This is a genomic window from Mycobacterium sp. SA01 (assembly GCF_041287105.1).
GTDB lineage: Bacteria > Actinomycetota > Actinomycetes > Mycobacteriales > Mycobacteriaceae > Mycobacterium.
The window spans coordinates 274,965-296,355 of record NZ_JBGGNO010000020.1; the positions used below are offsets into that span (position 1 = coordinate 274,965).

General features: G+C 68.6%; 26 protein-coding genes. 10 read left to right on the forward strand and 16 right to left on the reverse strand.

Annotated elements, in window-relative coordinates:
- The first annotated feature begins 36 nt into the window (after positions 1 to 36).
- Positions 37 to 1,056 carry an NADP-dependent oxidoreductase gene (locus AB4879_RS20455; protein ID WP_102805384.1) on the forward strand — a complete coding sequence of 340 codons (1,020 nt, stop codon included), beginning with the start codon at positions 37 to 39 and terminating at the stop codon, positions 1,054 to 1,056.
- Between the two features lie 6 nt (positions 1,057 to 1,062).
- Here the strand turns inward: AB4879_RS20455 and AB4879_RS20460 are convergent, their stop codons facing one another.
- Genes AB4879_RS20460 through AB4879_RS20470 form a run of 3 tightly spaced genes read right to left on the reverse strand, consistent with a single transcriptional unit; the run spans position 1,063 to position 3,396 of the window.
- Entirely contained in the window at positions 1,063 to 1,875 is an 813-nt protein-coding gene (locus AB4879_RS20460; protein WP_370509536.1) for an exodeoxyribonuclease III, read from the reverse strand.
- A gap of 18 nt (positions 1,876 to 1,893) precedes the next feature.
- Positions 1,894 to 2,799 (reverse strand): N-acetyltransferase family protein, encoded by a 906-nt coding sequence (locus tag AB4879_RS20465; protein ID WP_370509052.1) that lies wholly within the window; start codon positions 2,797 to 2,799, stop codon positions 1,894 to 1,896.
- Positions 2,800 to 2,802: 3 nt separating this feature from the next.
- The gene (locus AB4879_RS20470; protein WP_102805209.1) at positions 2,803 to 3,396 is read right to left on the reverse strand and encodes a peptide deformylase; all 594 of its coding nucleotides are present in this window, start codon (positions 3,394 to 3,396) and stop codon (positions 2,803 to 2,805) included.
- A gap of 126 nt (positions 3,397 to 3,522) precedes the next feature.
- Between AB4879_RS20470 and AB4879_RS20475 the strand changes: the two genes are divergently transcribed.
- From AB4879_RS20475 to AB4879_RS20505, 7 genes are all read left to right on the forward strand, one after another.
- The gene (locus AB4879_RS20475) at positions 3,523 to 3,831 is read left to right on the forward strand and encodes a DUF3263 domain-containing protein (protein WP_036343097.1); all 309 of its coding nucleotides are present in this window, start codon (positions 3,523 to 3,525) and stop codon (positions 3,829 to 3,831) included.
- 40 nt (positions 3,832 to 3,871) lie between these two features.
- Positions 3,872 to 4,333: a LytR C-terminal domain-containing protein gene (locus tag AB4879_RS20480; protein WP_102805386.1), complete on the forward strand. Its 462-nt coding sequence runs from the start codon at positions 3,872 to 3,874 to the stop codon at positions 4,331 to 4,333.
- 10 nt (positions 4,334 to 4,343) lie between these two features.
- Positions 4,344 to 5,090: a superoxide dismutase family protein gene (locus AB4879_RS20485; protein ID WP_102805210.1), complete on the forward strand. Its 747-nt coding sequence runs from the start codon at positions 4,344 to 4,346 to the stop codon at positions 5,088 to 5,090.
- A complete protein-coding gene (locus tag AB4879_RS20490; RefSeq protein ID WP_370509053.1) occupies positions 5,071 to 6,219 on the forward strand; it encodes a glutamate--cysteine ligase in 1,149 nt (382 codons plus the stop codon). Before AB4879_RS20485 ends, AB4879_RS20490 begins: the two co-directional genes overlap by 20 nt.
- A 68-nt stretch (positions 6,220 to 6,287) precedes the next feature.
- Entirely contained in the window at positions 6,288 to 6,623 is a 336-nt protein-coding gene (locus AB4879_RS20495; RefSeq protein ID WP_370509054.1) for a hypothetical protein, read from the forward strand.
- Between the two features lie 2 nt (positions 6,624 to 6,625).
- A complete protein-coding gene (locus AB4879_RS20500; protein ID WP_102805213.1) occupies positions 6,626 to 7,273 on the forward strand; it encodes an LON peptidase substrate-binding domain-containing protein in 648 nt (215 codons plus the stop codon).
- A gap of 67 nt (positions 7,274 to 7,340) precedes the next feature.
- Positions 7,341 to 7,853, forward strand: a complete 513-nt coding sequence (locus AB4879_RS20505) for a DinB family protein (RefSeq protein ID WP_199189730.1) — start codon at positions 7,341 to 7,343, stop codon at positions 7,851 to 7,853.
- Between the two features lie 99 nt (positions 7,854 to 7,952).
- Here the strand turns inward: AB4879_RS20505 and AB4879_RS20510 are convergent, their stop codons facing one another.
- From AB4879_RS20510 to AB4879_RS20545, 8 genes are all read right to left on the reverse strand, one after another.
- Positions 7,953 to 8,891, reverse strand: coding sequence for an SAM-dependent methyltransferase (locus AB4879_RS20510; protein ID WP_370509055.1), 939 nt, complete (start codon positions 8,889 to 8,891; stop codon positions 7,953 to 7,955).
- A complete protein-coding gene (gene mnhG / locus AB4879_RS20515; protein WP_370509056.1) occupies positions 8,888 to 9,238 on the reverse strand; it encodes a monovalent cation/H(+) antiporter subunit G in 351 nt (116 codons plus the stop codon). The genes AB4879_RS20510 and mnhG overlap by 4 nt, the downstream gene beginning before the upstream one ends.
- Positions 9,235 to 9,510: a monovalent cation/H+ antiporter complex subunit F gene (locus tag AB4879_RS20520; RefSeq protein ID WP_370509057.1), complete on the reverse strand. Its 276-nt coding sequence runs from the start codon at positions 9,508 to 9,510 to the stop codon at positions 9,235 to 9,237. The genes mnhG and AB4879_RS20520 overlap by 4 nt, the downstream gene beginning before the upstream one ends.
- Entirely contained in the window at positions 9,507 to 10,052 is a 546-nt protein-coding gene (locus tag AB4879_RS20525) for a Na+/H+ antiporter subunit E (RefSeq protein ID WP_370509058.1), read from the reverse strand. Before AB4879_RS20525 ends, AB4879_RS20520 begins: the two co-directional genes overlap by 4 nt.
- Positions 10,049 to 11,650, reverse strand: coding sequence for a Na+/H+ antiporter subunit D (locus tag AB4879_RS20530; RefSeq protein WP_370509059.1), 1,602 nt, complete (start codon positions 11,648 to 11,650; stop codon positions 10,049 to 10,051). Before AB4879_RS20530 ends, AB4879_RS20525 begins: the two co-directional genes overlap by 4 nt.
- Positions 11,647 to 12,117 carry a Na(+)/H(+) antiporter subunit C gene (locus tag AB4879_RS20535; RefSeq protein ID WP_370509060.1) on the reverse strand — a complete coding sequence of 157 codons (471 nt, stop codon included), beginning with the start codon at positions 12,115 to 12,117 and terminating at the stop codon, positions 11,647 to 11,649. Before AB4879_RS20535 ends, AB4879_RS20530 begins: the two co-directional genes overlap by 4 nt.
- The gene (locus tag AB4879_RS20540) at positions 12,114 to 15,014 is read right to left on the reverse strand and encodes a Na+/H+ antiporter subunit A (RefSeq protein ID WP_370509061.1); all 2,901 of its coding nucleotides are present in this window, start codon (positions 15,012 to 15,014) and stop codon (positions 12,114 to 12,116) included. The genes AB4879_RS20535 and AB4879_RS20540 overlap by 4 nt, the downstream gene beginning before the upstream one ends.
- A 170-nt stretch (positions 15,015 to 15,184) precedes the next feature.
- A complete protein-coding gene (locus tag AB4879_RS20545; RefSeq protein WP_370509062.1) occupies positions 15,185 to 15,577 on the reverse strand; it encodes a hypothetical protein in 393 nt (130 codons plus the stop codon).
- Positions 15,578 to 15,598: 21 nt separating this feature from the next.
- Between AB4879_RS20545 and AB4879_RS20550 the strand changes: the two genes are divergently transcribed.
- Positions 15,599 to 16,201 (forward strand): TetR/AcrR family transcriptional regulator, encoded by a 603-nt coding sequence (locus tag AB4879_RS20550; protein WP_370509063.1) that lies wholly within the window; start codon positions 15,599 to 15,601, stop codon positions 16,199 to 16,201.
- On the opposite strand, the gene AB4879_RS20555 is transcribed toward AB4879_RS20550, so the two are convergent.
- Together AB4879_RS20555 and AB4879_RS20560 are read right to left on the reverse strand one after the other, a co-directional pair.
- On the reverse strand, positions 16,198 to 16,569 hold the full coding sequence (locus AB4879_RS20555) for a hypothetical protein (protein ID WP_370509064.1): 372 nt from the start codon (positions 16,567 to 16,569) through the stop codon (positions 16,198 to 16,200). The two genes, AB4879_RS20550 and AB4879_RS20555, sit on opposite strands and share 4 nt — an antisense overlap.
- Before the next feature lie 140 nt (positions 16,570 to 16,709).
- On the reverse strand, positions 16,710 to 17,123 hold the full coding sequence (locus AB4879_RS20560) for a DUF1707 domain-containing protein (protein WP_370509065.1): 414 nt from the start codon (positions 17,121 to 17,123) through the stop codon (positions 16,710 to 16,712).
- Between the two features lie 25 nt (positions 17,124 to 17,148).
- Between AB4879_RS20560 and AB4879_RS20565 the strand changes: the two genes are divergently transcribed.
- Positions 17,149 to 17,631: an SRPBCC family protein gene (locus tag AB4879_RS20565; RefSeq protein ID WP_370509066.1), complete on the forward strand. Its 483-nt coding sequence runs from the start codon at positions 17,149 to 17,151 to the stop codon at positions 17,629 to 17,631.
- On the opposite strand, the gene AB4879_RS20570 is transcribed toward AB4879_RS20565, so the two are convergent.
- From AB4879_RS20570 to AB4879_RS20580, 3 genes are read right to left on the reverse strand one after another with little or no spacing between them, the layout of a single operon-like run.
- Positions 17,628 to 19,808 (reverse strand): AAA family ATPase, encoded by a 2,181-nt coding sequence (locus AB4879_RS20570; protein ID WP_370509067.1) that lies wholly within the window; start codon positions 19,806 to 19,808, stop codon positions 17,628 to 17,630. The genes AB4879_RS20565 and AB4879_RS20570 overlap by 4 nt on opposite strands.
- Position 19,809: 1 nt before the next feature.
- The gene (locus AB4879_RS20575) at positions 19,810 to 20,625 is read right to left on the reverse strand and encodes a phosphatidylcholine/phosphatidylserine synthase (protein WP_370509537.1); all 816 of its coding nucleotides are present in this window, start codon (positions 20,623 to 20,625) and stop codon (positions 19,810 to 19,812) included.
- Positions 20,626 to 20,645: 20 nt separating this feature from the next.
- Positions 20,646 to 21,359, reverse strand: a complete 714-nt coding sequence (locus AB4879_RS20580) for a phosphatidylserine decarboxylase (RefSeq protein WP_102805228.1) — start codon at positions 21,357 to 21,359, stop codon at positions 20,646 to 20,648.
- Between the last annotated feature and the right edge of the window lie 32 nt (positions 21,360 to 21,391).

Here is a 21,391-nt window from a genome sequence, read left to right on the forward strand (position 1 = left end):
TCCGAATCGGCGCTGCCTTCGGTAGCTTCGGACACCGTGCCCGCGCTGACGAACCGCCAGATACTCCTTCGCCGCCGCCCCTCGGGCCTGGTGCAATCCACCGACACCGAGCTGATCACCACCCACGCACCCGACCTCGCCGAGGGGGAGGCGCTGCTGCGCACCACCTACGTGGGCCTGGATGCCGCGGTCCGCACCTGGCTGGACGATCAGCCGAGTTACCTGCCGCCGGTGCAGCTCGGCGAGGTCATCCGCGCCGCCGGTATCGGTGAGGTGGTGGAATCGCGCTGCGACGCGTTCGCGGTCGGGGACATCGTCACCACCCTGACCGGGTTTCAGGACTACGCCGTCATCCGCGACGACATGTTCAGCACCCCGATCCCCGGCGAGACCGATCAGCTGGCCATCATGAGCGTGTACGGACCGACCGGCGCCACCGCCTACTTCGGGATGACCGACATCGGCCGTCCGAAAGAGGGCGAGACGGTGGTGGTGTCGGCGGCGGCCGGTGCCACCGGTTCGGTGGCGGGGCAGATCGCCAAGATCGCCGGTGCCCGGGTGGTCGGCATCGCCGGCGGCCCGGACAAGTGCCGGGCGGTGGTCGAGGACTTCGGATTCGACGCCTGCATCGACTACAAGAACGACGACATCGCCGCCTCGCTGAAACAGCACTGCCCCAAGGGTGTTGACGTCTACTTCGACAACGTCGGCGGTCCGATCCTGAACGCCGTGCTGGGTCGGCTGGCACCCAAGGCGCGGGTCGTGCTGTGCGGGGTCATCTCCAGCTACCTGACCGGCGAGCATCCCGGGCCGGCCAACTACGTCAACCTGCTGGCCAAGACCGCCTCGATGCAGGGGTTCAACGCCCTGGACATGTGGGGCCGCTTCGATGAGGCGTTCGCCGATCTGCGGCGCTGGGAATCCGAGGGCAAGCTGGTGCACCGCGAAACTGTCTTCGACGGTCTGGAAGCCTGCGTCGACGCGCTCAACGGACTGTTCACCGGTGCCAACATCGGCAAGATGCTGGTGAAGGTCAGCGAGCCCGCGAAGGTCTGAGGACGCCTAGCGGCTCACATCGACCAGCACCGGGGCATGGTCGCTGGGGGAGGGATCGCCCTTCTTACCCGGGCGGCGTTCGTCCTTGACGATCTCGGCGTGCGTCACCCGTTCGGCCAATGCCGGTGAGCCCAGGATGAAGTCGATGCGCATGCCGCGACGCTTCTGGAACGCCAGCTGGGTGTAATCCCAGTAGGTGTAGACCCCGGGGCCGGGGGTGAACGGGCGCACCACGTCGGTGAACCTGGTCTCGACGATGTCGTTGAACGCCTTGCGTTCCGGTTCCGACACGTGGGTGGCGCCGTCGAACACGGAGATGTCCCAGACGTCGTCGTCCATCGGCGCGATGTTCCAGTCGCCGACCAGGGCAATCGGCGCCTGCGGATCGTCGCGCAGCCACGACTCCGCCGTATTGCGGAGAGCGGCAAGCCATTCCAGCTTGTACTGATAGTGCGGATCGGCCAGCGTACGGCCGTTGGGCACATACAGGCTCCACACCCGTACGCCGCCGCAGGTGGCCGCCAGGGCGCGGGCCTCGGCCTTGGCGTCGGCGTCCTTGCCCCACGACGGCTGGCCGTCGAAGCCGACCTCGACGTCGTCGAAGCCGACGCGGGAGGCGATCGCCACGCCGTTCCACTGGTTGAACCCGCAGTGCACCACCTCGTAGCCGGCCTCCAGGAACGGCATGGTGGGGAACTGGTCGTCGGCGCATTTGGTTTCCTGCATGGCCAGCACGTCGACATCGGCGCGGCCGAGCCAGTCCACGACCCGGTCCACCCTCGCGCGAATCGAATTCACATTCCAGGTGGCCAGGCGCAAGACGTCGGCAGACATGGCCTACAGCGTACGGGGGCTCAACGACCGGGCATCGACGTAGCGGTGGTGATGATGCAGCCGAAAACCCAGCGAGTGATACAGCATGATCGCGCCCGAGTTGTCGTTCAGCACCTGCACGTACGCCCGGTCGGCGCCGCGGTGCGCGCCCCAGTCGAGCAGGGCCAGGCACAGCCGGCGGGCGTGCCCGCGCCTGCGGTGTTCGGTGTCGACGTGCACGGCCGAGATGCCCAGCCAGCGGGTGCCGTCGGGTGCGGTGGTGATCGCCCCGCGCCCGACCCCGGCGCCGGCCGTCGAGGCGAAGACGACCTCGCCGTCGACCACCGCCGTCAGTACCTCAGGCGGCACGTCGCGCTGGTAGCACGCCAGCCAGGCCGCATCCGGGCTCGGCAGGAAGGTCACCGCCTCGTCCGGCTCGGTGGCGGTGACGTCGGTGACCATCACCCGGGTGTGCTTGATGCCGTCGGCGCGAATCGGCAATAGTCGCTCCGGCAGCGCCAGCCACGGCTGCAGGTCGCGTTGCGCGTACCAGTCGACGATCGCGGGCAGGGCGGTGATGTTCGACGAGAAGTCGAGTGGCACAGCCGAGTTGGCTCGACTGGTGTACCCGCCCGCGGCCCGCAGCAGCCAGCCGTCGTGCCAGCTCTGTTCGGTGCCCGGCCAGGCCAGTGCGGCCGCGTGCTCGAGGTTGCGGATCTCGGAGGTGCGCACCGGAACCACGCTGAGCTCGCGTACCGCAACCACATCAGCTCGGCGGACCTCCACCACGCCGTCGGACTTGGTGCGCACCACGATCATCGGGTCCTGCGCCAGCAGCTCACCGATCACGTCGGACATCGGCGGTGTGGTCCCCGCGGGCAGGCGGTAGCGGATGCTCACCCGGCTGCCGACCGGCGGCAGACTGACCATCGGTCAGTGACCGAACGGGTCGGGCACCTCACCAGGTGTCCACGACAGGCCGGGCACCCCCCAGCCGTTCCTCTTCGCGGTCTTCTTCGCCGCCCGCGCGTGCCGGCCGATCAGCATGTCGACGTAGAGGAACCCGTCGAGGTGGCCGGTCTCGTGCTGCAGCATGCGGGCAAACAGGTCGTGGCCTTCCAGGGTGACCGCGTTGCCGTCGGCGTCCAGGCCGGTGACCCGCGCCCACTTGGCGCGGCCGCACGGAAACGATTCGCCGGGAACCGACAGGCAGCCCTCGTCGTCGTTGTCCGGGTCGGGCATGGTCTCGGGAATCTCCGAGGTCTCCAACACGGGATTGATGACCACACCCCGCCGCCGCGTCGTCTTGCCGCGCTCGTCGGCGCAGTCGTAGACGAACAGCCGCTTGCCGACGCCGATCTGGTTGGCCGCCAGCCCGACTCCGTTGGCCGCGTCCATCGTGTCGTACATGTCCGTGATCAGATCGGCCAGATCCGCGGGCAGCGAACCGTCGTCACCGACCGGCACGGGCTGCGTCGGCGAATGCAGAACAGGATCACCCAGAATCACGATTGGTCTAACCGCCATGATCGGCAAGCTTAAGTCAGCCGACGCGCGGGCTTGGCTGCCGTCCCAACCGAGACAACCGTGATTGAATGAGCGCCGAGCATAGGCAAGTCTTTTGCAGGTCTTCGAAAGGGTCTACAGATCGAAATGGACGGCGCCATGGCACGGGCCGAGCGGTCCAATGACGACGCTGACCTTCCCGATGGGCTGACTCGCCGCGAATACGACGTCCTGGCCTTCGAGCGGCAATGGTGGAAGTACGCCGGCGCCAAGGAAGAGGCCATCAAGGAACTCTTCTCGATGTCGGCCACCCGCTACTACCAGGTGCTGAACGCCCTGGTCGACCGCCCCGAGGCGCTTGCCGCCGATCCGATGCTGGTCAAGCGGCTGCGACGGCTTCGGGCGAGCCGGCAGAAGGCGCGCGCGGCGCGCCGACTCGGCTTCGAGGTCACCTGATTTTTCTCCCGTGGCGGACCCGCTGGTTACAGTGGGCGCGATGAACGACCGCGTACCTGATTCCGCCGGGCTGCCGCTGCGCGCCATGGTGATGGTGCTGCTGTTCCTCGGGGTGATCTTCCTGCTGGTCGGCTTCCAGGCCATGGGCTCGGGCACTGACGACAGCAGCGACGACACGTCGGTGCGGACGGTCACCACGACGACGTCCACGACCTCGGCCGCGCCCGCACCCAAGGCCGACGTGCGGGTTTTCAACGTCGGTGAAGGCGAAGGCGCCGCCAGCCGGATCGGTGACCGGCTGCGCGAAGCCGGCTGGAATGTCACCGAGACCAGCAACCTGCAGGTGCCGCCGCTGCCTGCGACCACGGTGTATTACGGCACCACCGACGGGGAGCAGGACGCCGCGGAAGCGGTGGCCAAGGTGCTCAACGCGCCGGTGGCCCCGAGAATCCCGGAAATCGCCGAGCAGCCACCGGGCGTGATCGTTTTGGTGACCGGATAGGCTTCGGCTCATGGTCACGACCGTCAGCCCGCTGAGAACTGCCGCCGCCATCCTGTTCGTCGCTCCCGTCGCCGTGTTGAGCGCGTGCAGCCCGAACGAGCCGATCGCCTCGCAGCCCGGAACCACGCCGCCCGTGTGGACCGGATCCCCGGCGCCGGCCGCCGCGGGCGAAGGCACCCACGGCACCAGCCATGGTGAGGACACCCACGCCGCTCCGCAGGCGTCCGCGTCCAGCGCCGACACCCTGACCGCCCAGATCAAGACTGCCGATGGCACCCAGGTCGCGGCGGCGACCTTCGAGTTCCAGGACGGCTTCGCGACGGTCACTGTGCAGACCACCGGAACCGGCAAGCTGGCACCGGGCTTCCACGGCCTGCACCTGCACTCGTTCGCCAAGTGCGAGGCCAACTCCGTCGCCCCGACCGGCGGCGCGCCCGGCGACTTCCTCTCCGCGGGTGGCCACTTCCAGGCCGGCGGCCACAGCGGGCATCCCGCCAGCGGTGATCTCGCCTCGCTGCAGGTGCGTGAGGACGGTTCGGCAATGCTGGTGACCACCACCGACGCCTTCACCAAGCAGGATCTGCTGGGCGGCAACGGGACCGCGATCATCATCCACGCCGACGCCGACAACTTCGCCAACATCCCGCCGGAGCGCTACCAGCAGATCCAGGGTGGCGCGCCCGGCCCGGATGAAGCCACGATGGCCACCGGCGACGCCGGCAAGCGGGTGGCGTGCGGTGTCGTCGGCACCGGCTAGAACACCTTCGCAGAAGCCCGGCCGCATCGACTTCGCCGGGTCGCCCCGGCCGACGCTCGGCGTCGAGTGGGAGTTCGCGCTGATCGATGCGGCCACCCGCGACCTCAGTAACGAGGCGGCCGAGGTAATCGCCGATGTCGGTGAGAGCCCGCACGTCCATAAAGAGTTGCTGCGCAACACCATCGAGGTCGTCACGGGCGTCTGTGACACCGTCGACGAGGCGATGGTCGATCTCAAGGGCACCCTGCGCAGCGCGCGCGAGATCGTGCACGGACGCGGCATGGAGCTGTTCTGCGCAGGCACCCATCCGTTCGCGTCGTGGTCGACGCAGAAACTCACCGACGCGCCGCGCTACGCCGAGCTGATCAAGCGGACCCAGTGGTGGGGACGGCAGATGCTCATCTGGGGTGTGCACGTTCACATCGGGGTGTCGTCGGCGCACAAGGTGATGCCGATCATCTCCTCACTGCTCAACCAGTATCCGCATCTGCTGGCGTTGTCGGCCTCCTCACCGTTCTGGGCCGGCGAAGACACCGGTTACGCCAGCAACCGGGCGATGATGTTCCAGCAGTTGCCGACCGCGGGCCTGCCGTTCCAATTCCAGACCTGGCGGCAGTTCGAGCGGTTCGTGCACGACCAGAAGAAGACCGGCATCATCGACCACATCAACGAAGTGCGTTGGGACATCAGGCCGTCGCCGCATCTGGGCACCATCGAGGTGCGGGTCTTCGACGGGGTGTCCAATCTGCGAGAGCTCGCGGCACTGGTGGCGCTGACGCACTGCCTGGTGGTCGACCTGGACCGTCGACTGGAAGCCGGTGAGCAGCTGCCGGTGATGCCGCCGTGGCACGTGCAGGAGAACAAATGGCGCGCCGCCCGGTACGGCCTGGACGCCATCATCATCCTCGACGCGGACAGCAATGAACGACTGGTCACCGAGGACCTCGACGATCTGCTGACCCGGCTGCAGCCGGTGGCCGAATCACTGCACTGCGCAGACGAATTGGCAGCGGTCGCCGACATCCCCCGGCGTGGCGCGTCCTATCAGCGCCAGCACCGGGTGGCCGAGGACAGCGGCGGTGATCTGCTCGCGGTGGTTGACTCGTTGGTCGGGGAGCTGGATATCTAGCCCGCGTCACGACGATGCGGGCCGCAAGCCCGAGGAGGAGTGGTGCAATGGACCCGAGGGAGGCGCCCATGAGGATGAGACGACTGGGACTCGCGGTGGTGGCGACGGCCGTCGTCCTGATCGGTGGCGGTTGCGCCAAACCGATCACCGGCACCCCGGTGGCCACCCCCGGTGAGGCCGGCAAGGGGATGGTGCCCGCCGATCTGCTCACCACGACCTGCCGTGAGTTCCTGACCATGGACACCGTCACCCGGCGCGAAGTGATCGTGGCGATCGGGAAGAGCGGAAATCAACTGGTCTCGATGAACCCGCAACTGTGGGCGGGCGTGGCCAGCGCGCTGTGCGGATTCGTCGATCCCTCCGCGCCGGTCAAGGATGTGGTCATGGGGCAGGGCATCCGGTAGCCATGACCGCCCAGCCGATGTTCCCGCTGCAGTCGGCGCTGCTGCCCGGAGAACCATTGCCGCTGCGGATCTTCGAGCCGCGGTACTCGCAGCTGGTGCGGGACTGCCTGGAGATGACCGATCCCGCGTTCGGGGTCGTGCTGATCACCCGCGGCCTCGAGGTCGGTGGCGGCGATGTCCGCGGCGACGTCGGGGCGCTGGCCCGCATCACCGAATACGCCGACCACGGGATGGGCCAATACCAATTGGGCACCGTCATCGGTGAACGGATCCGGGTACGCGAGTGGCTGGACGACGACCCCTACCCCCGCGCTGACATCGAACCCTGGCCCGACGAGCCGGGCCCACCGGTGACGCACGAACGCATCGGCGAGATCGTCGATGCGATGCTGGCACTGTTCGAACGGATCGTCAGCGCGCGGGGCGCGCGGCTTCGACCCGATGCGCTCGCGGTGGCGCCCGAGGTCGCCGACGACCCGTCCCGGCACATCTACGCACTCGCCTCGCGGGTGCCGATGGGGCAGGCCGACCGGTACGCGGTGCTGGCGGCGCCGACACTCGCCGAACGGGTCGACGTGCTGGCCGACGCGATCGAAACAGTCTCTGCCATGGTCGAATTCCAGATCGCCTCCGACGACACGGGGGAATAGCCGCCCCGGTTTCCTCCCGGACCGAGTCCGCCGCCAGACTGTCGGGGCGGGGTGACACCCTTGGTGCATGACATCGATGGAACGGCCGATGCCGCCGCTGAATGCCGATGAGCGCACCACACTGGAGAGTTGGCTGGACTTCTACCGCGTGACCCTGGCCACCAAATGCGAAGGCCTTGAGGACGACCGGTTGCGCCTCGCGTCGGTGCCGCCGTCGCCGTTGACGTTGCTGGGTTTGCTTCAGCATGCCGCGGAGGTGGAGCGGAATTGGTTCCGGCGCGTCCTCGCCGGCGAGAACGTGCCGCCGATTTTCGGTCCAGCCGATCAACCCGAAGGCCACGACGGCGGGTTCGCGGTGACGGCGGAGTCGTCATATCGCGCCGCCATGGGGATCTGGCAGGACGAGGTCAGGCACGCGCGCGCGAACTGTGCGGCGCGGGCACTCGATGACACCAGCCCCTTCATGGGCGGGGAGGTTAGTCTGCGCTGGATCTACACCCACATGGTCACCGAGTACGCCCGCCATTGCGGGCACGCCGACCTGATCCGTGAATGCATCGACGGGGCGGCCGGGGTCTGAAACCTGTTGGCCAACTTCTCCGCGCCGAGTCTGCGGTGAGCGCGTGATTCACCAACGCGCGGTAGCGCTGAACGCAGAATCGGTGCCCGGAGCGCAGGCTCAGAGCTTGTGGGCGTCCAGTAGGACGGTATCGGGAACCGGGTCCTCGAGACCGTCTGGTGCGGGCCGCTTGTAGTGCGCCATCAGGTCGACAGCCGAGGTCGCGGTGACCTCCCAGCCGCGCTCGGTCAGCCACTTCTCGACATCGGTGCGCGCCTCCATGTACCAGAGCCGGGTGACGTCGGGCTGGGACATGCGCGATCCCGCTTCGCTTCTCGCTGACCCCGCACCACCGACCTGGGCCGCGGCCCGGCGGGCCTGCGCCATCCGCTCCTGCCGGCGAGCCAGCTGTTCGGCGGAGTAGAACGTCTCGCCGAACGCCTCCACCGACAGTCTGCTGCCGGCTGCGCTGAGCTGGTCGATCTGCTTGAAGAGCGCGTCCTGCGCGGTGGAGGGCAGGTAGGGCAGCAGCCCCTCTGCCGACCATGCTGTCGGGCGTGATGGGTCGAAACCGTTCTCGCGCAGTGCCGTTGGCCAGTCATGACGCAGGTCGACGGCCACCGCGGCGTACCCGGCACCGGGCTTTGCCTGATGCTCGGCCAGCACCCGCTCCTTGAATTCGAGCACCTTCGGCTGGTCGATCTCGTAGACCGTCGTGCCGCTGATCCACGGCAGCCGCCAGGCGCGGGTGTCGAGGCCGGCAGCCAGGATCACCGCCTGATCCAATCCGTTGGCGCCGGCCGTGGTGAAGAACTCATCGAAGAACTTCGTGCGCGAGGCGATGTAGGCGGCCATGGCCTGCGCCCGCACCGGGTCTTCGTCGAGAAACGGTGAACGCCAACCTGCCTCGACCGCGGCCTCGACGAAGAAGTGGGCATACGGGTCGAGGTACAGCGGACATTCGGCGTCGGTCTCCGTCGCCCGTGCACGAGCCACGCTCAGCGCGGTGGCGCCGACCCCTTCGGTGATATCCCAGGTGTCATCGTCTGTTCGGCTCACGGCTCCGGCTTCGCTCCTTCGGTGTTGTCCGCACGCATCTCATCGACCGTCAGCCCGTCGCTGACCCGTTGCTCCCGGTAGGCCAGCTGCCCGACCCGTTGCGCGATGACCGGCGCGGTGATCAGGGTGAACATGGCGGTGAGCACCAGCATGCCGACATCGATGTTGCCGCGCAGCCGGATCGTCGCGCCCGCGAGGACCAGCAGCAGTCCCAGCACCTGCGGTTTGGTTGCGGCGTGCATGCGGGTCAGCGTGTCCGGAAAGCGCAGCACACCAATGGCCGCGGTCAGGGCCAGTGCGGATCCGGCCAGGACCAGCACGCCCGCCAGCAGGTTGAGGGAGTTCATGACTCGTCCCGCCGCGCCACGTCAGGCACCCGGAACCGGGCCACGCTGACCGAGCCGACGAAGCTGATCAGCGCGAGAGCAGCCAGGCTGTAGGTGACGGTGGTGTCCAGGCTGAACGCCGCCCACGTGCCGACGCCGCACATCGTCACCGCCACCAGGGTGTCGACCGCGACCAGCCGATCCAGTGTGCTGGGCCCCATCAACAACCGGACCATCGTCACCGCGGCCGCCGCGACCAGCATCACGCCCGAGAGCACCCACACGATCGTCATGACGGGATCTCCTCCTCGGATTCGCTTGCCGCAGGACGCCATTCGGAGTCCCGCTCAAACGCCGCGACCAGCATCCGCTCCAGCTGGGTCAGTTGCCGGTAGAACCGCTCCACCGAGCGCGGCGAGCCCACGTCCAAGACGTGGACGTACACCAGCCGTCGCGCCTGGTCGATCTCGAGCACGATCGTCCCCGGCGTGAGGTTCACGATATTGACCGCCAGGGCCAGCACCAGATCGGACTTGAGCGCCAGGTGGCCGCGCAGCACCGCGGACAGCGGTGGCTTGCCCGGCCGGATCGCCAGCCAGGCCACCTGCACCGAGGACTGCGTCAGCCACCACGCGACATGAAGTGCCAGCCGCAGCAGCGACACGGGATGCAGCCGGCCCTGCACCGGCACCGACGGCAGCGGCAGCAGCAGGATTATCAGCAGCGCCACCGCCAGCCCCGAGAGCACGTTGGCCACCGACACGGTGCCCCACAGCAGCAGCCACACCAGAATGAGCCACACCAGCGTCCAGACCCGAAGCGCCCAGATTCTCATCGGTGGCTCCCCAGCACCGCGGTGATGTACTGGCCGCGGTCGAGTACCTCGTCGGCCGCGCGATCGGTGTAGCCGAGGATGGGCCCCGCCGCCACCGTCAACACCAGTCCGACGGCGATCAAAGCCATTGTGGGGACCAGCATTCCGGCCGGCATCCGGCCGACGTCGCCCCGGTCGTCGAACGCGACGTCTTGCGCGTAGTCGTCGAGCAGAACCGACGGCGCGGAGTCGGCCAGCGCGCCTTCCGGTGCGTCGACCCGCGCCCGCCAGAACGCCTTGGTCCATACCCGGGCCACCACGTACAGCGTCAGCAGGCTGGTCATCACCGACCCGGCGACCAGCAGCCAGGCCAATACCGAACCGCTGGCGGTACCGGCCTCGAGCAGCGCAACCTTGCCGATGAAGCCCGAAAATGGCGGGATACCACCGAGGTTGAGTGCCGGCACCACAAACACGAACGCCAGCAGCGGGCTGGCTGCGGCGAGCCCGCCGAGGCGGCGCAACGTCGACGCCCCGGCCTGCCGCTCGATCAATCCGACGACCAGGAACAGGGTGGTCTGCACGATGATGTGGTGGGCGACGTAGTAGATCGCCCCCGACAGGCCCAGCCTGCTGGACAGCGCGATGCCGAACACCATGTAGCCGATGTGACTGATGAGGGTGAACGACAGCAGTCGTTTGATGTCGCTCTGCGCGATCGCGCCGAGGATGCCGACGAGCATGGTCAGCAGCGCCGCGACCAGCAGCACGTTGTCCAGCCGCCCGGCGGGGAACAGCAGCGAGTGCGCCCGGATGATCGCGTAGACACCGACTTTGGTCAGCAAGCCGGCGAACACCGCGGTGACCGGGGCCGGCGCGGTCGGATAGGAATCCGGCAGCCACGCCGACAGCGGGAAGACCGCCGCCTTGATGCCGAACGCGACCAGCAGTACCGCGAAGATGGCGCTGCGGGTGCCGGTGGTGACGTCTTGCAGCCGCAGCGAAAGCTCCGCCATGTTCAGCGTTCCGGTCGTTGCGTAGATCAGTGCCAATCCGATCAGGAAGATCAGCGACGACACCATCGACACCATCACGTAGGAGATGCCGGCGCGGACCCGTTCCTTGCTCGCTCCGATGGTCAGCAGCACGAAGCTCGCCGACAGCAGCACCTCGAAACCGACGTACAGGTTGAACAGGTCACCGGCCAGGAACGCCGTGCACACGCCGGCCGACAGCACCAGATACGTGGGTAGGAAGATCGACACCGGTTGGCGCTCGTCGCCGTCCCGGATGCCCTGCCCGATGGCGTAGAACACCACGGCCAGCAGCACGATCGCCGACACCACCAGCATCAGCGCCGAAAGACGGTCCGCCACCAGCGTGATGCCCAGCGGCCCGAGTCCCGCATCGGTAGGGCCCCAGCCGCCGACATGCAAAGCCTGGGTGCCGTCGCGGTCGGTCAAGTAGAGCAGCACCGCGCAGACCGCCAGCACGCCGCTCAGCGCGAACAGGGCGATCAGCCGCTGCAGCCGCGGCCTGCGCCCGGCGACGAGCGTCAGTGCGGCCGCGATCAACGGGATCAGCACCGGCAGCGGCATCAATACACCCGTGGCTGTCATCGCGACCCCTCGTGGCCGGGCAGCGCATCGAGTTCGTCGGGCTCGTCGGTGTCGCGCGCCGGCACAGGCTGGGGTGCGTCCTCGTCGATCGAGGCAGCCTCGGAGTCGGACAACTTGGACACCCGGGTGTCCTCGGGATCGTTGCCGACGTCCTCCTCGGTGGTTAACCGGAACGACCGATAGGTCAACGCCAGCACGAACGCCGCGATCCCCATCGCGATGACGATCGCGGTCAGGATCATGCCCTGGGCCAGCGGGTCGGCCGTCGTCGTCTCCGCACCACTGGTGCGGCCGCGGATGGGCGGGTTCCCGGCTTTCCCCCCGACGGTCAGGATCAACAGGTTGACGGCGTTGCCCGCCAGCAGCAGACCCAGCAGCATCCGGGTCAGGTTGCGCGAAAGCAATAGGTACACACCACAACTGGTGAGGCCACCGATGATGATCAACGGGACCAGGTAGACGATCATGACGCTTTCGCTCTCAGCACGGGGCGGGCGGCGGTGGCCAGTTCCTCGTCGATGCGCGCGCCCAGGCTGCGCAACACGTCGAGCACCAGACCCAGCACGATCAGATACACGCCGAGGTCGAAGAACAGGGCCGTCACGAACTTCACCGAGCCCAGCAGCGGCAGATGCAGCGAGATGACCGCCGAGGACAACGCGGGAGCGCCCAGCAGCATCGAGCCGACGGCGGTACCGCCCGACAGCGCCAGCCCCGCCCCGAGGATCTTGCCGGCGTCCAGCGGCAGTGTCTCGCCGAGTTCGTAGCGGCCGCCGGCCAGGTAGCGCAGCACCAGCGCCAGGCCCGCGGTCAGCCCGCCGGCGAACCCGCCGCCGGGAGTGTTGTGCCCGGTGAAGAAGAAGTACACCGACAGCACCATGATCAACGGGAAGATCAGCCGGGTCGCCACCTCGAGCACCAGGGAGCGGTTGCGGGGGTCGCGCAATTCGCTGCCGCGCAGCCAGGTGGTGTCACCGACCGCCGGGCTGTAGGCCGGTGCCGGTAGCGCCCCGATGTCGGGCTGGCCGGCATCGGAGACTCGCGGCGCGGCGCCGAACCGGCGGTTGCGGAAGACCAGTGATGCGACGCCGGTGGCCGCGACCACCAGCACCGAGATCTCGCCGAGGGTGTCCCAGGCGCGGATGTCGACCAGCAGCACGTTGACGGTGTTGGCGCCGTGCCCGCGGTAGTAGGCCGCGTCGGGCAGCAGATCGGCGATCGGCGTGCCGGTGCGGGCGGCCATCGCGAATGCGGCCAGGGTGGTGACGGTGGCGCCGACGGCGAGCGCCAGCGCGATTCGGGGGAGCCGGAAGCGCGGCGACTCCTCGGCCTCGGCGGGCAGCGTGCGCAGCACCAGGACGAAGATGACCAGCGTCAAGGTCTCCACCAGGAACTGTGTCAGCGCCAGGTCGGGGGCGCCGTGGAAGGCGAAGATCGCGCCGCAGCCGTAGCCGGTGATGCCGACCAGCAGCACCGCCGCCAACCGGTTGCGCATCACGGTGGCGGCCACCGCGGCGGCCAGGATGAGCAGGCCCACCACCGGCTGGACCAGGGAATCCCACAGCCGGAACTCGGGACGGTCGAGCGGGCCGAACGCCAGCACCACCACGGGGAACAACACCAGCGTCGACAGGATCACCGACTGCGTCACGGGAATCGATCCGCGTTGGGTGATGGCGGTCAACCGGACCGAGGCGACGTCGGCGCCGCGGATCACCGCGTCGTAGATCCGGTCGGCGTTGCCCAGCGGCAGCCAGGATCCCAGCTGGGCGAGGCGTAGTCGCTCACGACTGACGAACGCCCCGATGCCGATCGCCAGCACCAGAGCGGACAGCAGCAGCGGCAGGCCGACCCCGTGCCACAGTTCCAGCGTGTAGTGGCCGTCGTCGGCGCCGGCGGCCGGCATGGTGGCCGCGTAGCCGTCCAGTGTGGTGTCCAGCCGGCTGGGCACCAGACCGAAGAACAATCCGGCCGCGGCCAGGATCGCGGGCGCCACCAGGAAGCTCGCCTTCGGGCGGTGCAGATTGGCCACCAGCGTCGTGGGTTGGTGAGATCCCTTGCGCGCGAACGCACCCCACAGGAATCGCAGACTGTAGATTGTGGTGAACACCGATCCGGTCACCACGCCGGTGAGCACGATCGGTGCCCAGGCGCCGAGCGATTGGCTGTGCGCGATGGTCTCGAAGTCGGCCTCTTTGGCGACGAATCCGAGGAACGGCGGGATGGCAGCCATACTCGCGGTCGCTGCCGCCGCGATGACGAACAGTCCCGGCATCCGGTGGCCCAGCCATGCCAGCCTGCGGATGTCGCGGGTGCCGGTGGAATGGTCGATGACACCGACGACCATGAACAGCGTCGCCTTGAACAGTGCGTGCGCACACAGCATGGCCAGCCCGGCCAGCATCAGATCCTGACCGCCACCACCGACCATCACCGTGATGAAGCCGAGCTGGCTGACCGTGCCGAACGCGAGGATCAGTTTGAGATCGTTCTCGCGAACCGCGCGCCAGCCGGCCAGCAACATGGTCAGCACGCCCAGGGTGATGACCGTGGGGCGCCAGCCCGGTGAGTCGGCGAACCCCGGGGCGAGCCGGGCGATCAGGTAGACGCCCGCTTTGACCATCGCGGCGGCGTGCAGATACGCGCTCACCGGGGTCGGCGCGGCCATCGCGCCGGGCAGCCAGAAGTGGAACGGCACGATCGCCGACTTCGATAACGCGCCGACGAGGACGAGGACGACGCCCACCGCGACGGCGGTGCCGTGCGGAGCCGTGACCACCAGTTCCGAGAGTAGATAGGTGCCGGCGGAGTGGCCGAGGATCACGATGCCGGCCAGCATGGCCAGCCCGCCAGCGGTGGTCACCAGCAGTGCCTGCATGGCTGCCCGGCGGCTGGTGGCTCGCTCCGCGTAGTGCCCGACGAGCAGGAACGACAACACGGTGGTCAGTTCCCAGAACGTGTAGAGCAGCAGCATGTTGTCGCTGGCCACCAGGCCGAACATGGCTCCGGAGAATGCGACGAGTTCGGCGGCGAAGCTGGGCAACCGGTTCTCGGTGTGGCCGTCGTGGTGGTGGAAGTATTCCGCGCAGTAGAACAGCACCAGTGCCCCGATACCCAGGACGAGGACGCTCATGATCGCGGTCAGGGTGTCGAATCGCAGGGTGATGTTCATCGACAGCTCGGGCGCCCACGGGATATTGACCGATGGGGCCTGGCGCCCGGGCTGCGGCCAGTTCAGCCCCACCCAGACCAGTGAGCCCGCCGGCACCAGGGCCAGCGGGTAGAAGGCCAGCCGCCCCCATCGCCATACGAGAGCCGGCGCCACGGCGGCGGCAATCGCGTGCGCGATCAGGATGACGAGCATGGCACTCCGATCTTGAGGACCCGCCTGCGCGTCGTGGATCTGTTGGGCGCGCCAGCGTGTCGGGATCTACCGGTCGGTCGGGGTGTCAGCCAAAGGTTTTCGGCTATGTCCTTCGTGCAGTCTACGTGGTTGACTGCTGCGCAGAATGGCCGGTCGGACTGCCTTGGTGCTCAGCGTTGTGGCGCTGGTGCTGAAAGTGCTTGTCGAGCAATGCGTTTCAGCATGTTGCGGACGACGACCCGGTGTCCGCCGGATCCGATCACCAGGGCGCGGTAGATCCTGCCCGTGAATCCGGGAAAGGCCGCCCAGCTCTGTGCCACCACCCGGGTGCCGCCGTTCGCGTCGTCGTCGAGCAGGAAGATCAAGCGGTAGACCGAGAACGGGTGGCGTCCCGTGAGGGCGAGGCGTTCGTTTTGCTCGGCGGCCTCGAGGGTGAATCCGAACGGCACCGTCTCGGGGTCGTCGGGGTTGCTGCACATCGTTCGCAGCACTGCGCGCCACGTCGCTGCCCGGTCCGCGGGGACCGTTATGGCATGCTCATCGATATAGGGCAAACGCTCCATATAGAAGGACTGTACTAGATCGTGGCACCCCCGCGGAAGCATGAAACCGACGCCATCCTGGATGCGGCGCGCGGCCTGATCCTCGCCGAGGGGCCTCGCGCGGCCAGCGTCGCGGCCATCGCCAAAGCCAGCGGCGCCCCGGTGGGAACGCTCTACCACCGGTTCGGTAATCGCGACGCGGTGGTGACGGCGGTGTGGCTGCGCGCCCTCACCCGCTTCCAGTCCCGGGCGATGGCTGCGGCCGGCTCGGATCCGCTGGAGGTTGCGGTCGCGATGGCCCTGGCCGCGCTCGAATTCGCGACGGACTGCACCGAGGATGCGCGCGTGTTGTTGGCCATCCGGCCCGGCGATCTACGCGACGCTCAGCCGGACCCGGAATTCACCGCGACGCTGACGGCGATGAACGCGCCGCTGGCCGACCGGGTGGCTGAGCTGGCTCGCCAGCTGTACGGACGCTCCGACGCCCGCAGCGTCGACGCCGTCACCAGGGCGGTCGTCGACCTGCCCTACGCCGTGGTGCGGCGTCATGCCCACGGCGAGGGCATGCCGTCGTGGGCGCGGGCCGATCTGTCTGCATCGGTTCGGGCGCTGTTGACGGCGCCCGTGCCGGACGCACCGGCCTAACGCTGCATGTAGGTGATCGTCTGGACGCTGTTGACGGCCGGGTTCGCGGTATGGAGGACTTCGGTGGTTCCCGTTGAGCTGGCGGTCATCCGGGCGCGACGCGCGTCGGCGCTCGCGGCGATCGCGATGCCACCGGCATTGACCAGGTGATCCGGGTGCCGGTAGGCGAAGTTACAGTTCGCCGGACCGCCCTTGGCACGGCCTTTTCCTTTGAGGAATACCGTTGCGCCCGCGGCGATCCGGGGCGGATAGCTCGCGACGTTGGCGGTGATGTCGGCGACAAAGACCAGATCGTGGTCGGTCGTGTTGGTCAGCTCGAACTCCCACCCGTCGTAGTTCGGTCCCCAGAGATCTGGTTGATCCGGCATAGCGGTCATGGTGGCGTTCATGGGTGTCCTTCTGCGCTCGAGGTAACTGCCAAGTGCCAGTAAGGATCCCGTAGAGGGTGACGACTGCGCATCGGCCGATCGGGGGGCGTGCGGGAGGAAACCGGTGTCCCCCAATCGGACTACCGGCAGTACGTACGGACCGGGAGCACGTGCCCCAGCAGCCCGATCGCCCCGCCGAGGATCGGCCACACCGGCCAGAAATACGCTGTCTCGCCCGTGGTGAGGGCCACCGCCAGCCACACCGCCAGGACGATCGCGACCATCGCCAGATAGCCGGCCGCATGCAGGCGCACCGAGGCGCGGGCGGCTCGCTTGCGGGCGGCCACGCGGCGGGGATCGGTGCGTCGCAGGTGATCGACCGGAAGGTCGACGAGGACTCGGCGCAGCTGCTCGGTGTTCTCCGCGGCGAAGGCGGCCTGGACACGGGTCTCGTACTCGGCGAGGTCGACGTATCCCTGCGCGAGAGCGTGGGAGAGCAGGTCAGCGGTGTTTTCCCGGTCGCGGTCTCCGACCCGGACGACGGTGGTGGTCATACCGTCCAACTCTGACATGTCACTAATGGACTGTCAACGGGTGTTGTTGAATTGGGGCATGGCCGACCAGGACAAGATCGTCAGCGCTACCCGACGGATTTCCGCACCCGCCACGACCATCTTCGAATTGATCGCCGACCCGGCGCGCCAGCCGGAATGGGACGGCAACGACAACCTCGCGCAAGCAGCCCGGGGTCAGCGGGTCCGCGCCGTCGGGGATGTCTTCACCACCACGCTCACCCAGGGTGCGAACCGGGAGAACCACGTCGTCGAGTTCGACGAGGGCCGACTGATCGCGTGGCGGCCCGCGCCCCCGGGCGGCGCCCAACCGGGTCACCTGTGGCGCTGGCGGCTCGACCCCGCCGACGACGGCACCACCGTCGTCACGCACACCTACGACTGGACGGAGCTGACCGACCCGGACCGTCTGCCCCGGGCGCGAGCCACCACCGCGGACAAACTGGCGGCCTCGATCGACCGGCTCGCCGCGCTCGCCGAACAGGGTTAACGGCGCTCGGCAAACTCTCTCAGCGACTCCACCTGCGCCGCGTCCAGCGACGGCCGTACCGTTTCGCGGGCCTTGGCCACATCGGCGGCGGTGACGTCCGCGGCGTCGATCGAGCGGCGCATCGCGGTCAGCGCCGCCTCGCGCAGCAGTGCCACGCAGTCCGCCGCGCTGTATCCGTCCAGTTCGCCGGCCAGCGCATCGAGGTCGACGTCCGCCGACAACGGCACGGATTTGCCTGCGGTGCGCAGTATTTCGCGACGCGCATCGGCATCGGGCGGCTCGACGAACACCAGCTTCTCCAGCCGGCCCGGGCGCAGCAGTGCCGGGTCGATCAGATCCGGCCGGTTGGTGGCGCCGAGCACCACGACGTCGCGCAGCGGCTCGATGCCGTCGAGCTCGGTCAACAGCGCGGCCACCACCCGGTCGGTGACACCGGAATCGAAGCTCTGCCCGCGCCGGGGCGCCAGCGCGTCGATTTCATCGAGAAAAACCAGCGATGGCGCGGAATCCCTTGCCCGGCGGAATAATTCGCGGACGGCCTTCTCCGAGGAGCCGACCCACTTGTCCATCAGCTCGGCGCCCTTCACCGCGTGCACACTGAGCCGGCCGGAACTGGCCAGTGCGCGCACCACGAAGGTCTTGCCGCAGCCGGGCGGGCCGTACAGCAGCACGCCCCTGGGTGGCTCGACGCCGAGACGGGCGAAGGTGTCCGGATGCTGCAGCGGCCACAGCACCGCCTCGGTCAGCGCCTGCTTGACCTCGACCATGTCGCCGACGTCGTCGAGGGTCACCGACCCGACGGACACCTCCTCGGTGGCCGAGCGCGACAGCGGCCGGATCACGCTCAGCGCTCCCGTGAGATCGTCCTGGGTGAGCGCAGGCGGCTCGCCGTCCTCACTGGCGCGGGCAGCGGCCCGCAGGGCGGCCTCCCGAACCAGCGCGACCAAGTCGGCGCGAACGAATCCCGGTGTGCGCTCGGCGATTTCGTCCAACTTCAGATCGCCTGCGGGGACATCGCGCAGCAGCACCTCCAACAGTGCCTTGCGGGTGGCGCCGTCGGGCAGGCTCAGGCCCAGCTCGCGGTCACACAAATCCGGTGCGCGCAGCCGCGGATCGGCCGCGTCCGGCTGTTGAGAGGTGGCCACCAGCGCGACCCCGGGAGCGACGACCGCCTTGCGCAGCTCGGTCAGGATCATCGCGGACACCGGTTCGGCCGGGGTGGGCAACAGCGCGTCGATATCGGTGACCAGCAGCACGCCACCACCATTCGTGACGGTGGCGACCGCGTCGGCAACAGCGCGCTGTCGATCCTGCGCCGCCAGCGCGCCGGTGTCAGGCCCGTCGAGCTCGACCAACCGTCGCCCGGCGCACACCGCGCGCACCAACGTCGCCTTGCCTACGCCCGCCGGACCGGTGACCAGCACGCCCAAATTCGCTGTGGCGCCGAGCTTCTCCAGCAGCTCCGGCTGATCGAGTGCGAGTTTGAGCCATTCGGTGAGCCGGCCGGCCTGCACGTGCTGGCCCTTGAGGTCGTCGATCGAGACCGCCGGGGCCTCCGGCCACGTCATCGGCTGGCTCACCGCCGCGGTGGGCCCGGGCCCGCCGACCGAGGGGGTCACACCGTCCCCCCAGGTGACCGACGAATTCGGTTGCACGCTCACCGGTCCCGCCGGATCGGTGCCGGTCACGGTCAACAATTCCGACGTCCACGTGATACCCACCGATGAGGTCAGCGCCGAGCTGGCCTGGGTGGTGGACGTCCCGGGACCGAGGTCGCGCGGGAGCAGCGACACCGTGTCACCGACGGTCATCACCTTGCCGAGCAGGGCCTGGCGCAATGTCGCCGACGTGACCGACTGAGTGGCCAGGGTGGAGCCGCGCAACGTGACCGACCGTGCGCCGTAGACGGTAACCGGGGCGACCAACACGGTGGTGTCCTCACGCAGGCCGGCGTTCGACAACGTCACGTCGTCCAGGAGCGCGGTGCCGGCCGGAACGTCCGCAGGCGCCATCCCGGCGACGGCGGAGGTGGTCCGGGAGCCGGTGAGCGACACCGCATCCCACTCGCGGATGCCGAGCGCGGCGAGAGCCTCCGGATGCAGCCGCACCACACCGCGCCGGGAGTCCAGCGCCGAGGTGTTCAACCGTGCGGTCAGCGACAGGCTGGACGGCGCCATGTCAGCGACCAGGCTTGCGCAGGCCGAGACGCGTCGAGCGGCGATTCGGCATGCCACGGCGATTCGCACGTCGCGCAGCTCGCCGCTGCTTGGGCGCGTCGTTCCAGGCCTCCGGTCGCGCGGCCACCCAGCGCTGGCTGTAGACCGTGAACGGGATCATGCACAGGTAGCCCGCGATGATCAGCAACACCAGGATGTACGGGAACAGCAGCAGCGCCGCCGCGGCGGCAGCGATGAGGATCAGCAGGATCGGCGCGGCATTGGGCGGCATCTTCACAGCCTTGAGCGCCAGCGTGGGCACCCGGCTGATCAGCAGAGCGGCGTTGGCGGCGAACCATAGGCAGACAAACCACGGCGAGGTCCACCAGCCGTGGCCGAACTGCAGCATCGCCGCGAGCGGTCCGATCACGCCGACCGCACCGCACGGCGCCGGCATCCCGGTGAAGTACTCGCGGGTGTAGGCGGGGCGGGTGTCGTCGTCGAGCAGTGCGTTGAATCGGGCCAGCCGCAGCACGATGCACACTGCGTAGAGCAACGCGAAGATCCAGCCGACCGGCGAGGTGGGCAGCAGCGTCACATAGACCACCAGCGCGGGCGCGACACCGAAGTTCACCGCGTCGGCCAGCGAGTCGATCTCGGCGCCCATCCGGGACTGAGCGTCCAGGGCCCGCGCGATGCCGCCGTCGATCCCGTCGAGCACCGCCGCGGCGCCGATCAGGGCCAACGCGATGTGCGGGCGGCCGTCGAGCGCGAACTTGATCGAGGTCAGTCCCGCACAGATGGCCAGCACCGTCGTCGCGCTGGGCAGGATGCGCATGGCGGACGGGCGGGGTTTGATCACGGCAGCTGCGCCAACACAGTCTCGCCGGCGAGCGCGCGCTGACCGGGTTCGATCAGGATCTGCGAGCCGGCAGGCAGGTAGGTGTCCAACCGCGAGCCGAACCGGATGAGCCCGTAGGTGTCGCCGATCGCGACCTTGTCACCGGGGTGCAGGTCGCAGACGATGCGACGCGCGATCAACCCGGCGATCTGCACGACCACCACCTCGTGCCCGTCCGGTGTGTGGATCAGCACGCTGTTGCGTTCGTTGTCCTCGCTCGCCGCCGCCAGCTCGGCGGAATGAAAGCGGCCGGGCCGGTATTCCACGGCGCGCACCTCGCCACCCACCGGCGACCGCTGCACATGGGCGTCGAGCAGAGACAAGAAGATACTCACCCGCGGACGCGGACCCGGGGGCAGACCGAGCTCGGCTGGTGGTTCGGCCTCTTCGACCAGACAGATCAGTCCGTCGGCCGGGGCGACCACCACGCCGGGACGGCTCGGGGGAGTCCGGGGCGGATGCCGGAAGAAGCCGGCGTTCGCGGCGGCCGCGGTCAGGCCCGCGCGGCGCAGCCAGCGGTTCTTCCGGCCGACGCCCGCCACCGCCAGGCCCGCCGCGATGAACGGCAGGCCGGCGGGGTGAACAGGGGGAACGGAGGAACGCACCAGCGCGACCAGCCGCTGGGGGCCGGACTTCATGTTGTCTTCCGCTGTGCGGGGGCGTCTGGCCATCGGCGACGATTCTACGTGCGCGCTGTGATTGT